Below are 13,037 nucleotides of genomic sequence, written 5' to 3' on the forward strand. Positions count from 1 at the left end.
AACTACATTAAATTTCTTCAATATGTAATATTACAAAATTAATCAAACGTTTGCGCTGTTTTTTTTTCTCAATTCTTTCCTTCACGGTATAAATATCAATACATTCGATGAGGAATCAGGGCATAATGTGCTAAGAATTAGCTTAGGGAATTTATAATGCTAAGCATTTTTTGCGACCCAAATAATGAAATTGATATCATCATAAAAATAAACCCCAAATGATTAACAAAATGCCCCTCAATTTGGAGGGGTATTTAAACGAAAAAACGAGAAGTGTTCGTACCACTCCTCGCTAAATTGGGTTATTTTCCTGCAAGCAGGTACAATAAGTTATCTAAGCTATATGTTTAACCCAGTTGTAAAGGTATAAAATTTACTCATTTTTATAACTTAATTCTTTAAATGGAGCAATTCCAAAAGTTATTAACAGGCCTCAAATTTTGGAGCTTTTTTATTTATAATGTGATAAGAAGTAATCCATAAGTCATATATAACCGCCAGGCATCATTTTTAAAATCATATTCCTACTTTGGTTTTTTATTTTAAAAATGATCGTGATATACGTCTTACTTTTTATCGTTATAATGTTCCTCATTATAATAAGCCTACCGGTTTTTGGCCGTTTACCCAGGGGGTTAAGGTTGGAGAAAATCCATCAATTGCCCAATTACCGCGATGGTGCATTACAAAACCAGTCGGTAACACCCATGCAGCCCGAAGGAGTAAGTTTTTTTAAGATTTTAAAAGCTTTCCTTTTCGAAAAACATCCCAACAAATCGCCAGATAAAGCACTTCCATTTGTAACGCCTGATATAGCGGGCGAACCAGGGAGTGCTACTCCAGAAATCATTTGGTTTGGACATTCTTCGTATCTGATCAAAGTAGATGGACTAAGGATTTTGGTCGATCCGATTTTTAGCATTACCCCATCACCATTTTCCTTCATAGGAAGCAAAGCTTTTAAGGGGACAGATGTGGTAAAAGCAGAACAGTTTAAAAATATTGATATTTTATTGATCACCCACGATCACTACGATCATCTTGATTATCAGAGTATACTTAAAATTGCGCCAGAAGTTAAAACAATTATTACTTCGCTAGGCGTAGGAGAACATTTAGAGAAATGGGGGATTAAGGCTGAAAAAATCAATGAATTAAGCTGGAACCAATCGATTACTTCATTTAACGGCCTGGAATTTACCGCTGTACCGGCAAGGCATTTTACCGGAAGGAAATTTAAAAGAAACCAAACACTTTGGTCGGCATTCGTACTAAAAACCGCCAACTGTAAACTGTTTTTGGGTGGAGATTCGGGTTATGATACACATTTTGCCAAAATAGGGGAAGAATTTGGTCCTTTTGATTTGGCCTTGTTAGAATGTGGACAGTATAACGCCTATTGGCCATACATCCACATGTTTCCGGAAGAAACGGTTCAGGCCGCTATCGACCTAAAAGCAAAGGTTTTAATGCCAGTACATTGGGGTAAATTTAGCCTGGCCATGCACCCCTGGGATGAACCGATTAAGAGAATAGTGGCAGCGGCTGCAGCAAAACAGTTCCCTTTAGTAATCCCAAAATTAGGCGAGACAATAGTTTTAAATGAATATATGCCTAGCGAAAATTGGTGGCTTAAATAATAAAACTAAACAATAAGCCTGGTAAGGTGTTTAATTTCTAAAATCAAATCGCACTATGAAAACTGATCTTGTAGAAATTTTTCAAACCATAAGGGCAGGCGTACAGCCATATGCAACACGAGGTTATACGGTACATGAAAACTCTGAAACCGGATACGATCTATATAGTGAAAAAAACATCGATGTAAACGGAGAAAAAATAACCGAACGTTTTTTTACAGGTATTTATATTAATGGGAGTGTGGTGGAAGTTAAAGTTAATACAACCGAATTTTCAACTTCCAATCAAGAGTTAGAAAATTTCGGAGAAGATAAAGCAGGTTTAAAAATTACCCGTTTAGACGATACCAAATTAAAAGAAGTAGAAACTTTAATTGAAATTATCCATACCAACTTCAAAGAAAAAGAATGGATTTAATAATTTGATGGTTAAATTTGCGGCGGATAATTTTTCTGAATAACCTTCTGCTGATTGAATAATTTAACTTCTGATTTTAACTGGCATCATCAATTACTCTTAGCGCTTGCTAATCACAAAATTGAATGCCATTTTTTTTGGGGAGAGAAATTTCAATTATTGCAGCTCAATAACGAATTGATCATTCATTTGGTTAGTTTGAATAATGGAGGCACAGCTGAAGATTTCATCGGGTTACAGAAAGAATATCACAAAAAAAACATCAAACTCGTTCATCTTTGGGAGGACATTTGGCTATCGAGGCCAGATCAGGTTTTAGCCAGGATAAAATCCCTGCTTGGCAGAAATATCCGCATTCATGGAAGAAAAACCAAGGCTTTCAAAATAGCCAAACCTGTTGCAGATGCTTTTTTAACTGAAAACCATTTGCAGGGATCAGTGAGCAGCCGTTATAAAATCGGTTTATTCGAGAAAGAAGAATTGATTGCTGTCGCCACATTTTCTGCACTCCGTAAAATGAACCATACCGAAAATTATAAATCAGCAGAACTGATCCGGTTTGCCGTTAAGTCGGGTTATTCAATTACAGGAGGATTGAGCAAACTGATTTCATTTTTCGCTGAAACGCATAAACCCAACGATTTGATGACCTATGCAGACCGCGATTGGTCGGCAGGAGAGGCCTATGTTAAACTTGGTTTTACTCAAACAGCAGTTGTCGAATCCCACAATTATATTTTGGACGAAAAGCTAAACCGACAGCTGAAAAAGAACAACCAAAGTTCGGGGCAGGAAGTGTTTAATACAGGAAGTTTAAAATTTATTCTCAAATTTTAATGGATCAGCATAACCTCATTATTATTTTAGGCGCAACGGCATCAGGCAAAACAAAACTTGCTGTGCAGGTTGCAGATGCGCTAAACGGAGAAATTATCAGTGCCGATAGCCGTCAGATATTTAAACGTATGGATATCGGGACAGGAAAAGACCTTCAGGAGTATCAGATTAACAACAAAACAATTCCTCATCACCTTATTGATATTTTAGCACCCGGTGAACGTTATCATGTTGATGCCTTCAAAAACGATTTTTATGACGCTTTTGAAACGATAACAGCACTAAATAAAATTCCAATTCTTTGTGGTGGTACAGGAATGTACATTCATAGTCTCCTTCAAAATCAAACTTTTACTGCCATTCCGGTAAACGAACAATTAAGAGATCAATTAAACCAATTGCCGAAAGAAGAATTGATTGTGAAATTGCAAAGTGATAAAAGCCAGCCTAACGATCATGTAGATTTATCTTCCAAAAAGAGGTTAATCAGGGCTTTAGAGATATCAGATTTCCTGAAACATAACCAACTGGAAATTATTGACCGGCCCATACTCAAACCCATTATTTTTGGCTTGAAAAACGAAGTGGAAATTACACGCGCTAAAATCATGGCCAGATTAGACCAAAGACTTAAAGACGGATTAGTTGAAGAAGTGGAACAATTACTTAAGGAAGGGATCAGCAAAGAGATTTTGGTTTTCTATGGACTGGAATATAAATTCATTGTGAATTATCTGGATGGGCTGTTCACCTTCGATGAGCTAAAATTAAAATTGGGCATTGCAATTTGCCAGTACGCCAAAAGGCAAAACACTTTTTTCAGGAAGATGGAAAAGGACAGTGTCGACATTATTTGGCTTGATGCTTCGGCACCGATAAACCAGTTAAAACAACAAATCTTTGATAAAGTTTCAGATCAGGTTAATTAGATATATTTAGTCATCCAAACGTTGGTTTATCGGTAAAATAGATTCAAAAAAGCCTTTTTGGCACAACCTTTGCGTTTATTGAAGCATATTAGTTTTAACTCATAAATCATCCTTAAAATGAAAACAATTACTAAAATCATTGCGACTTCAGCAGCTGTAGTGGCACTATTTTTTACAACAAATGCTAATGCTCAATCAAGAAATTTAGGTATAGGATTAAATGTTGGTGCTGGAACAACAACTGGCTACGGATTAGTTATAGGTGGGGATATCAGATATCAATTTAATGTTGATAAACAATTATCTATTCCAGTAACAGCAGGTTATAATAATTTCTCAATAAAAGACTCTTACGGAGGCGGAAGTTTTGGAATTATCCCAGTAAAAGCTGGTGCGAAATATTTCTTCAATGATTCAGGCGCAGGTGCTTATGGTTTGGCTGAACTTGGAGCTGGCTTTGGAACAAACAAAGGTTCAGGTACTTCATTTGTTTATTCTCCAGCAATTGGTTATGCATGGAGTAACGGCTTAGATTTAGCAGCCAAATATGAAGGCTACTCGAATAATGGTAGTATCGGTTTTGCTGGTATCCGTTTAGCTTATGGCTTTAGCTTATAAGCATAATCCACAATAGAATTAATGAAAGCCTCCTTTTAAGGGGGCTTTTTTTATTTCATAAGATTCTGAAAAAAATGAAAACTTAAAAATCCATGCTTGATATTTTAACGTATATACACTAAACCCTTAATTAATAACTTAAAATATCTTAAAATGAAAACAGTTACTAAACTTTTTGCAACGACATTAACAGCCCTTGCAATTTTAACCACATCAAATTTAAAGGCACAAACCATGAGCACAACCGAGTCAATGAGCAGCGGAAGCGGCATGGCTTTCAAAATCGGTGTTGGCGTAAACTATGGCATATTTCCAGACAAGTCAGAAATGGATAATGGTTATGGTGCAGATGTAAAACTTCAGTATGATTTAAGTCCTTACGTGGCCGTTACTGCTTCTGGTGGTTATACCAGATTGAAATGGAAAGGAAGTCCGCTTAAATTCGAGTTTATCCCTGTAATGGGCGGTGTTAGGGTATTCCCGATCGAGAGAATGTACCTGGCTACCGAACTGGGTTCGGGTTTAGCGATTAAAGATGGCGCTAACATGAACTTTATTTACACTGGTGGATTAGGTTACGAATGGAAAAATGGATTGGATCTTGGTGTGAAATACGAAGGTTATGTAAACAATAGTGAGTCGGATCTTTACTTCATGAAAACTGGTCAATTTAATCTTCGATTGGCTTATAATTTTAAATTATAATTAAAACATCATATATTTTGAAAGTCCCGATGAAAATCGGGACTTTTTTATTTATTTAATATTTTAATTGCTATTTTGAGCCGAAAACCAAATAGCATGAAAAGAATATTCGGAATAGCAATACTTAGCACTTTACTGGCCTGCACTCAGGCAGATCAAAAATCAACTGAGGCCAACGACTCCACCAAAACAGATTCAGTATCGGTTAAAAACGAGGTTTCGATAAAAGATAAACAGAAATCTGAAATCTTCAATCAATATGTAGGTTTGAAAAACGCCCTGGTAAAATCAGATTCAGCTAGCGCCCAGAAATCTGCTTCTCAATTGCAAACGAGTTTGGCCGCCTATAAAGGCTGCGAACCTACCGCCGTAGTGGCCAGCAAAATAGCGGCAAGCACCAACCTTGTTTCACAAAGAAAAGATTTTACCGTTTTAAGTTCCGATTTGATCGCTTTGCTAAAAGGCGCCGAAATTGAAAAAGGCACCATTTATGTTCAACATTGCCCAATGGCGAACAAAGGAGATGGAGGAGACTGGTTATCAACCGAAAAGGAAATCAGAAATCCTTATTATGGAAATGAAATGCTGGAGTGCGGAAGAGTGGCTGAGGAGATCAAGGCGAAATAAGATCGAAAAGCTGTTTAATTAAGCAGGATTGTTACGTCATTTTGACCAATTGTTCATATTAATTTAACAGATTTGTTATGCATGTATATTAATTTTATATAATTTAGAAGCTATAAACACAATACAATAATATGTCAGATATTGCAGAGATTAAAGTTGATGGTAAGACAATAGAATTGCCAGTAATTACAGGAACAGAAGATGAAAAGGCCATTGATATTTCAAAATTAAGAGATCTTACAGGTTTTGTAACTTTAGATACTGGTTTTAAAAATACGGGTTCTACAAAAAGTAAAATCACTTTTTTAGATGGTGAAAAAGGCATTTTAAAATATAGAGGTTATTCTATCGAAGAGCTCGCCGCAAAATCGAGCTTTTTAGAAGTAATTTACCTGATCATTTATGGTGATCTTCCAACACAAAAACAATTGGAAGATTTACAGGCTGATATCAGCAAGCATACTTTGATCCATGAAGACATGAAGAAATTCTTTGATGGTTATCCGTCAAGATCTCATCCAATGGGTCAATTGGGTTCTTTGATCTTCTCCCTGTCTACATTTTATCCGGAGTGTTTAAAACCAAACCAAACTGCAGAGGAACAAGATTTAACCATCATCAAATTGTTGGCTAAATTTCCAACCATCGTTTCTTTCGTTTATAAAAAATCATTGGGCCATCCGCTTATTTATCCAAAAAATAAATATGATTATGTGACCAATTTCCTATGGATGACTTTCGGCCAACGTACTGAAGATTATGATGTAAACCCAATCGTTGTTAACGCAATGAACAAACTACTGATTTTACATGCAGATCATGAGCAAAACTGTTCAGCATCAACAGTACGTATTGTAGGTTCGTCTGACTGTAATTTATATGCTTCTATCGCTGCTGGTATTGCTGCGCTCTGGGGGCCGCTGCATGGTGGTGCCAACCAGGCTGTTATCGATATGCTGGAACTGATTAAAGCGGACGGTGGTGATACAGAGAAATGGATTGCAAAAGCAAAAGATAAAAACGATCCTTTCCGTATGATGGGCTTTGGACACAGGGTTTACAAAAACTTCGATCCAAGGGCAAAAATCATCAAAAAAGCTTGCGATGATATTTTAGAAAACTTAGGTATCGATGATCCGATTTTAGAAATCGCTAAAAAATTAGAAGAAGCAGCTTTAACTGATCAATATTTCATCGACCGTAAATTATATCCAAACGTAGATTTCTATTCAGGTATTATTTACCGCGCTTTAGGTTTCCCATCAGAAATGTTTACTGTTCTTTTTGCTTTAGGACGTTTACCAGGATGGATTGCCCAATGGAAAGAAATGCACGAGAACAAAGAACCGATAGGCCGTCCACGTCAGATTTATGTTGGCGAAACAGATAGAGAATTTGTTGAATTGAAAAACAGAAAGTAATTTGATTCAGCATAAAAAAACCACCCGATAAAATCGGGTGGTTTTTTTATGGGATTAACTCTTGGACAGTCATTACTCTGAAACAAGTTGAGTACTTAAAAGTAAGTTCTGTGAGAACGTCTATTGCATCAGATTTCTCCGCTAAGGTCGAAATGACGGGATAATTTATGTAGCTACGTAATAAATCAGATTGATCATGACCATTTCAGATAGTTTAAAGGCTACGGCATATAAAATCAAAATCCAGAAGATTTTAAAAATTGTACTCCACGTTTTACGCTGATAAAAAATGGTAAGAGCCTTAAACATGTACCAGAACAAAAATACCATAACCCCCACTTTAATAATACCACTTACCACAGAGTCTTCACCAAAAACATGTTTCATGATGGGTTGGGTAACAATTGAGACAATGAAGTAGACCATCATGCCATGAATGGTAAAAATCAGGTGATCTAAATAGTAAATGTGGTTTTTCCTGAAATTGAGCATAATAAACCAGGCCAGTAAAGGCATTAACAAAAAGTATTGTTTTGGTCGGTTATGTTCTAAGGTTTCCTGAATGACTTCTGATTTTTCTCCGATCGAAATCGCCCTCTTTTTTTTCCATTTCTTATACCAGCTGTCTTGATCAGAAAGCGGTAGCTTTTTTTGTCTGGATAGATAAGCAGCATAGGTGCTATCGTTCCTTTCGATATGGATATCATTAAATTCATCAATCATATCAGTAAGGGAATCAGATTTTAATTTCGCATTTTCTGCGTTTAACCTGTTCAATTCCTTTTCCTGATCAGCAAAACCAAGGTCTATAAATTCTTTTTTCTGGATTGCTTTATTAATCGATTTTGTAGCTTTATTTGCAATGTCTTTAGATATTCCGGTCAGTTTTAACGCTTTATTTACACTATCCGTAACATTTTGATCCTTTTTATTCTCGATCTTAATATGGTCATCATCGGTATCCTTTTCTACATGCTTTGGCGAATACACCACCAAAAAATAGACAATTGATACAAAGATATACATGCTCACCGGATTGATATACCGTGCTCTTTTACCAGCTAAATAATCTAATGTAACCTGCCCCGGCTTGGTTAAAAGAGGAGATAGGGTTTGGAAGAACTTATTATCAAAATGGAAATAATGGGCAATGCTGTGGCTGATAAAGCCCCAAAAACTTTCCTTTAATTCTAAATTGGGTTGACCGCAATTGCTGCAATAATGTTTCTCCACGTGGGAACCGCAGTTTAAACAATTGTGCTCTTTTCTATACTTGCCAGCTGACATGGGATTTATCGAAATTATAAATGGTTAATGGCTTCTACTTCTGCCCGGGTATGTTTGTGTTTAAATATGATTACAAAAACAATAGCAATCACTAAAACATAGATCGTAAAAGATAGCCAGATGTTGTGCCAGTCTTTTACATCCAAGGCCCGGCTTAAATCTCCGTTTTGCAATACACTAATGCCTTTATTTTTCAAAAATTTAAGCAAATGTTCATTATCGGCTTCACTTTTTACATATTTAGATAACGAACCGATGTTACTATAGTAAGAGGTGAAATACTTATTGATCATCCAACCGGATACCAAACTGCCAAACACTGCACCAAAACCATTGGTCATCATCATAAATAAACCTTGCGCCGATGAACGTGTTTTAGGTGTTGTTGAAGTTTCGACAAATAACGATCCTGAAATGTTAAAGAAATCGAAAGCCATTCCGTATACAATGCATGAGGTGATAATCATCCATAAATTAGTAGAGGGATCGCCAAATGCAAATAAGCCAAAACGCAATACCCAGGCAAACATCGCGATTGCGATGACCCATTTAATCCCAAATCTTTTCAAAAAGAATGGAATAGCCAGGATAAACAATGTTTCGGATATTTGAGAGATGGATAAAATGATGGTAGAATACTTGATTACAAAAGATTCTGCAAAAACGGGGAATAATTTAAATTCATCTAAGAAAACATCCCCATAGGCATTCGTTAACTGTAATGCCGCGCCCAAAAACATGGAGAAAATAAAGAACAACGCCATCTTATAATCAGCAAACAGTTTGAAAGATTCTAAGCCAAGCTTTTGCACGAATGTTTTTTTCTCACTGATTAAATTTAATGGTTTACATGCCGGAAGGGTAAAAGAATATACCCCTAATAATAAAGCACTTATGCCTGCAATGTAAAATTGATTTGCACTGGCTTTGTTGCCTGTTAAATTGGTAAGCCACATGGCCGCAATAAAACCAACCGTTCCCCAAACACGGATAGGGGGAAAGTTTTTGACCACATCAAAGTTGCCATTTTTTAAAGTAGTATAACTGATCGAGTTACTTAAGGCTATGGTTGGCATATAAAAACACATGGCAACCAATATTACCCAAAAAAAGGTGTGTGGATCTTCTACCTGTGGCAGATAGAACATAGTAGCAGCATAAAGAATATGTAATATAGCATAGAGCTTTTCAGCATTGATCCACTTATCGGCCAGGATACCGGTTATGGTAGGCATAAACAAAGATGCAATACCCATTGTAGAAAAAATTATTCCAAAATCTGCGCCATCCCATTGTTTGGTTCCAAACCAATAATTTGCAATCGTTATTAACCAGGCAGCCCATACAAAGAATTGCATGAAACTCATTATAGTTAAGCGAAACTTAACGTTCATAATAATAGTTTAGTTTGATTATTGAAAGTAAAAGCTGAATATAGAACTATTTTGAATGATAATCCAAAATGAGCTCAAATTATTTTAAACAATTTGGGCTATTTTCAGATTTAGCTTTTTATTTAGTGATTTTTAGAAAAATCGATTGGAATTTTGATTCGATGAACATTTTTTTGATCAAAATTAAGATGTTCCCCGTTTGTTCAATTCATCTCTTAACCTTGCTGCTTTTTCATAAGCTTCTTCAGCAATGGCCTCTTGTAACTTCTGCTGAAGTTCTTCTAAGGTTAAATCGCCATAACCCTGTTGCTTGGTTGAGGTTGGTAAGCTATCAGCTTCGGGTTCTTTGGCAATAGAATCCATATTTTCGAGAAAAAGAAAATCATTTCCTTCGATCACGATTCCTGCTGAAGCCAAAATAAACTCATAGGTATAAATCATAGCGTTAAAACGAACGGCTAATGCAATTGCATCAGATGTCCGGGCATCAACCTCATGGGTATTTTTTCCATCACTACAAATTAGTTTGGCGTAAAATACCCCATCAACCAAATTGTAAATAATGATTTCCTGAATATTGATATGAAAAGTATCAGCCATCGATTTAAATAAATCGTGTGTCAACGGCCTACTAGGAGTCATTTTCTCAATTTCAATAGCAATGGCCTGCGCTTCAAATGCACCAATAATAATCGGCAACCGGCGGCGTCCATTTACTTCTCCTAAAACAAGGGCATAAGCACCAGATTGAGTCTGGCTGTAAGATAAACCTACAATATCTAATTTTACTTTTTTCATATTTATGTAAGACCTTACAGGTTTTTAAAACCTATAAGGTCTGTAAGGTATTATGCCTTATGCGCTTTTAATGCTTCAATTAATTTTGGTACTACTTCAAAAGCATCGCCAACAATTCCATAATCAGCCACTTTAAAGAATGGCGCTTCCGGATCTTTATTGATCACTACAATTACTTTTGATGAACTTACACCTGCCAAATGCTGGATCGCCCCAGAAATACCAATGGCAATATATAAATTTGGACTGATGGCAATACCTGTTTGACCAACGTGTTCTGAGTGCGGTCTCCAGTCTGCATCAGAAACTGGTTTGGAACATGCTGTAGCTGCCCCTAACAGACCTGCTAATTCTTCAATCATTCCCCAGTTTTCTGGGCCTTTTAAACCTCTACCAGCCGAAACGACCAATTCAGCATCAGGTAAAGAAACTTTATCAGTTGCCCTTATAATCTCTTTAATAACAGTACCTAAGTCTGATTGTTTAATATCAGCAGCAAAGGTTTCAATAGCTACATCTGTAGCATTTTCTTTCACGCCAAACGCATTTGGGTTTAGGGCAATTACTTTGTTTGCAGAAGTTAATTCGGTAATGGCAAATGCTTTACCTGAGAATGCTGTTTTCTTAACCGAGAATTTACCATCGCTGCTAGGCAATTCTACCGCACCATCAGCTAAACCAGCTTTAAGTTTTACTGCAATACGCGGCGCCAAACCTTTACCAGAGAACGAGTTAGATAAAACAACAATATCAGCTCCTTCTTTCTCAGCGGCAGCAGCAATGACGCTTGCATAAGCCTGGTTAACAAAAGTTCTTAACTGGTCGGTACTTACATTTAAAACTTTAGATGCACCGTATTTGCCCAATTCTTTTAATTCAGTTTCTGCAACATCACCAATTGAAATGGCGGTTAATTGAGTTGATTGTTGATCGGCAATGGCTTTGGCATAAGATACTGCTTCGAAAACAGATTTCTTAAATTTACCCTCAGCTTGTTCTACATATACTAATACTGACATATAATTACCCCTAATCCCCTAAAGGGGATTTTTATTTCTATAATTAATTATTCTTTTATTTATCTCTTAACCCAAATCAGACAGCTTGAAACTGAAAACTCCAAACTGCCAACGGGTTATATTACTTTAGCTTCGCTGTGTAATAAGCCAATTAACTGTTCTGTCTGATCCGCAGGAATTAACTTAACCGTTCCGCGTGGGGCAGGAGTCTCGTATTTCGTAACCTTGGTTACTTCTTCGATAGCAACTGCATCTACAACAACTAATGGTTTTGTTCTGGCGCTCATGATGCCACGCATGTTCGGAATTTTTGGTTCAGCTACACCTTCAGCACAACTGGCTACAAATTTACCAGAAACAGTTAATACCTCTTTTCCACCTTCAATTTCTCTTTCTATGGTAGCACTGTCGCCAGCAATATCTAATTTTTTAATGATCGACACAGATGGGATATCTAAAAATTCGCCTACCATGGCCGCAACCTGGTTACCATTATAGTCGATAGATTCGCGACCGGTTAAAATGATATTGAAATCTTTGTCTTTGGCATATTCTGCGATCTGTTTAGCTACAAAATAAGCATCTCTGGGCGCAGCATTCACCCTAACCGCATCATCGGCGCCAATTGCTAGCGCTTTTCTGATGGTTGGATCGTTAGCTGCTTCGCCAACGTTGATCACTGTTACTGTTCCCTTGCCACCTTCAGTTAACTCAATTGCGCGTGATAAAGCGATTTCATCGTATGGATTAACAATATATTGCACTCCTGACGTATTGAATTCGGTATTATCATTAGTAAAAGTTATTTTTGTCGTTGTGTCTGGCACGTTACTGATACAAACTAATATTTTCATATGTTAATAGTGGTTTTTATTGCTATGAACGATCTAGAACTGTAATTGTTTAATGTTGATCGGTTCATATATGATATCATTATTATATAAGGTCTTTCTGCAAATTTAATTAAAAAAGCAAGGAAATAAAATGTCATCCACCCGTTTAAGCAAGTTATTAGAATTTTTAGAAAGCGATCCCAACGATCCATTTATACTATATGCCTTAGCCACAGAGTATAACGCTCAAAATGAGAAAGAAAAGGCCTATTCTTTTTACCTTCAGTTAACTGATAAACATCCAGATTATGTTGGAACATACTATCATTTGGGCAAATTATTGGAAAAAGACGATCAAAAAGAGAAAGCAATCGAAATTTATCAGAAGGGAATGCAGGTGGCTAGAAATAAAAGAGATATGCATGCATTTTCAGAATTGCAAGGTGCATATAATACAGCCGCCGGACTAGATTATGAAGATGATTAAACCCCAAACCCCTAAAGGGGCTTT

The 13,037-nt window shown here is 36.5% G+C and carries 14 protein-coding genes; 9 read left to right on the forward strand and 5 right to left on the reverse strand.

Annotated elements, in window-relative coordinates:
- The first annotated feature begins 584 nt into the window (after positions 1-584).
- The 8 genes from R2S57_RS02600 (at position 585) to R2S57_RS02635 (ending at position 7,195) form a co-directional block, all read left to right on the forward strand.
- Entirely contained in the window at positions 585-1,640 is a 1,056-nt protein-coding gene (locus R2S57_RS02600; RefSeq protein WP_316843550.1) for an MBL fold metallo-hydrolase, read from the forward strand.
- 55 nt (positions 1,641-1,695) lie between these two features.
- The gene (locus R2S57_RS02605) at positions 1,696-2,058 is read left to right on the forward strand and encodes a hypothetical protein (RefSeq protein WP_316843551.1); all 363 of its coding nucleotides are present in this window, start codon (positions 1,696-1,698) and stop codon (positions 2,056-2,058) included.
- 54 nt (positions 2,059-2,112) lie between these two features.
- Entirely contained in the window at positions 2,113-2,895 is a 783-nt protein-coding gene (locus R2S57_RS02610; protein WP_316843552.1) for a hypothetical protein, read from the forward strand.
- Positions 2,895-3,824, forward strand: a complete 930-nt coding sequence (gene miaA / locus R2S57_RS02615; protein WP_316843553.1) for a tRNA (adenosine(37)-N6)-dimethylallyltransferase MiaA — start codon at positions 2,895-2,897, stop codon at positions 3,822-3,824. The genes R2S57_RS02610 and miaA overlap by 1 nt, the downstream gene beginning before the upstream one ends.
- A gap of 117 nt (positions 3,825-3,941) precedes the next feature.
- The gene (locus tag R2S57_RS02620; RefSeq protein ID WP_316843554.1) at positions 3,942-4,442 is read left to right on the forward strand and encodes a hypothetical protein; all 501 of its coding nucleotides are present in this window, start codon (positions 3,942-3,944) and stop codon (positions 4,440-4,442) included.
- Between the two features lie 153 nt (positions 4,443-4,595).
- A complete protein-coding gene (locus R2S57_RS02625) occupies positions 4,596-5,147 on the forward strand; it encodes a hypothetical protein (RefSeq protein WP_316843555.1) in 552 nt (183 codons plus the stop codon).
- 96 nt (positions 5,148-5,243) lie between these two features.
- Positions 5,244-5,774 carry a DUF3347 domain-containing protein gene (locus tag R2S57_RS02630; protein WP_316843556.1) on the forward strand — a complete coding sequence of 177 codons (531 nt, stop codon included), beginning with the start codon at positions 5,244-5,246 and terminating at the stop codon, positions 5,772-5,774.
- A gap of 131 nt (positions 5,775-5,905) precedes the next feature.
- The gene (locus R2S57_RS02635; protein ID WP_316843557.1) at positions 5,906-7,195 is read left to right on the forward strand and encodes a citrate synthase; all 1,290 of its coding nucleotides are present in this window, start codon (positions 5,906-5,908) and stop codon (positions 7,193-7,195) included.
- 165 nt (positions 7,196-7,360) lie between these two features.
- On the opposite strand, the gene R2S57_RS02640 is transcribed toward R2S57_RS02635, so the two are convergent.
- From R2S57_RS02640 to R2S57_RS02660, 5 genes are all read right to left on the reverse strand, one after another.
- Entirely contained in the window at positions 7,361-8,428 is a 1,068-nt protein-coding gene (locus R2S57_RS02640) for a DUF3667 domain-containing protein (RefSeq protein WP_316843558.1), read from the reverse strand.
- A gap of 68 nt (positions 8,429-8,496) precedes the next feature.
- Positions 8,497-9,876, reverse strand: coding sequence for a nucleoside permease (locus R2S57_RS02645; RefSeq protein ID WP_316843559.1), 1,380 nt, complete (start codon positions 9,874-9,876; stop codon positions 8,497-8,499).
- Between the two features lie 183 nt (positions 9,877-10,059).
- Positions 10,060-10,674, reverse strand: coding sequence for a bifunctional nuclease family protein (locus tag R2S57_RS02650; protein WP_316843560.1), 615 nt, complete (start codon positions 10,672-10,674; stop codon positions 10,060-10,062).
- A 50-nt stretch (positions 10,675-10,724) separates the two neighbouring features.
- Positions 10,725-11,693, reverse strand: coding sequence for an electron transfer flavoprotein subunit alpha/FixB family protein (locus R2S57_RS02655; protein WP_316843561.1), 969 nt, complete (start codon positions 11,691-11,693; stop codon positions 10,725-10,727).
- A gap of 116 nt (positions 11,694-11,809) precedes the next feature.
- A complete protein-coding gene (locus R2S57_RS02660; RefSeq protein WP_316843562.1) occupies positions 11,810-12,547 on the reverse strand; it encodes an electron transfer flavoprotein subunit beta/FixA family protein in 738 nt (245 codons plus the stop codon).
- 130 nt (positions 12,548-12,677) lie between these two features.
- On the opposite strand from R2S57_RS02660, the gene R2S57_RS02665 reads away from it, so the two are divergent.
- Entirely contained in the window at positions 12,678-13,013 is a 336-nt protein-coding gene (locus tag R2S57_RS02665; protein ID WP_316843563.1) for a tetratricopeptide repeat protein, read from the forward strand.
- Positions 13,014-13,037: the final 24 nt, after the last annotated feature.

Source organism: Pedobacter psychrodurus, from assembly GCF_032678585.1.
In the GTDB taxonomy this organism is placed as follows: Bacteria; Bacteroidota; Bacteroidia; order Sphingobacteriales; family Sphingobacteriaceae; genus Pedobacter; species Pedobacter psychrodurus_A.

Coding starts and splice junctions, on each gene's coding strand:
- R2S57_RS02630 (WP_316843556.1), top strand. CDS start 5,244: ATGAAAAGAATATTCGGAATAGCAATACTTAGCACTTTACTGGCCTGC.
- R2S57_RS02665 (WP_316843563.1), top strand. CDS start 12,678: ATGTCATCCACCCGTTTAAGCAAGTTATTAGAATTTTTAGAAAGCGAT.
- R2S57_RS02605 (WP_316843551.1), top strand. CDS start 1,696: ATGAAAACTGATCTTGTAGAAATTTTTCAAACCATAAGGGCAGGCGTA.
- R2S57_RS02660 (WP_316843562.1), bottom strand. CDS start 12,547: ATGAAAATATTAGTTTGTATCAGTAACGTGCCAGACACAACGACAAAA.
- miaA (WP_316843553.1), top strand. CDS start 2,895: ATGGATCAGCATAACCTCATTATTATTTTAGGCGCAACGGCATCAGGC.
- R2S57_RS02645 (WP_316843559.1), bottom strand. CDS start 9,876: ATGAACGTTAAGTTTCGCTTAACTATAATGAGTTTCATGCAATTCTTT.
- R2S57_RS02600 (WP_316843550.1), top strand. CDS start 585: ATGTTCCTCATTATAATAAGCCTACCGGTTTTTGGCCGTTTACCCAGG.
- R2S57_RS02650 (WP_316843560.1), bottom strand. CDS start 10,674: ATGAAAAAAGTAAAATTAGATATTGTAGGTTTATCTTACAGCCAGACT.
- R2S57_RS02635 (WP_316843557.1), top strand. CDS start 5,906: ATGTCAGATATTGCAGAGATTAAAGTTGATGGTAAGACAATAGAATTG.
- R2S57_RS02620 (WP_316843554.1), top strand. CDS start 3,942: ATGAAAACAATTACTAAAATCATTGCGACTTCAGCAGCTGTAGTGGCA.
- R2S57_RS02625 (WP_316843555.1), top strand. CDS start 4,596: ATGAAAACAGTTACTAAACTTTTTGCAACGACATTAACAGCCCTTGCA.
- R2S57_RS02655 (WP_316843561.1), bottom strand. CDS start 11,693: ATGTCAGTATTAGTATATGTAGAACAAGCTGAGGGTAAATTTAAGAAA.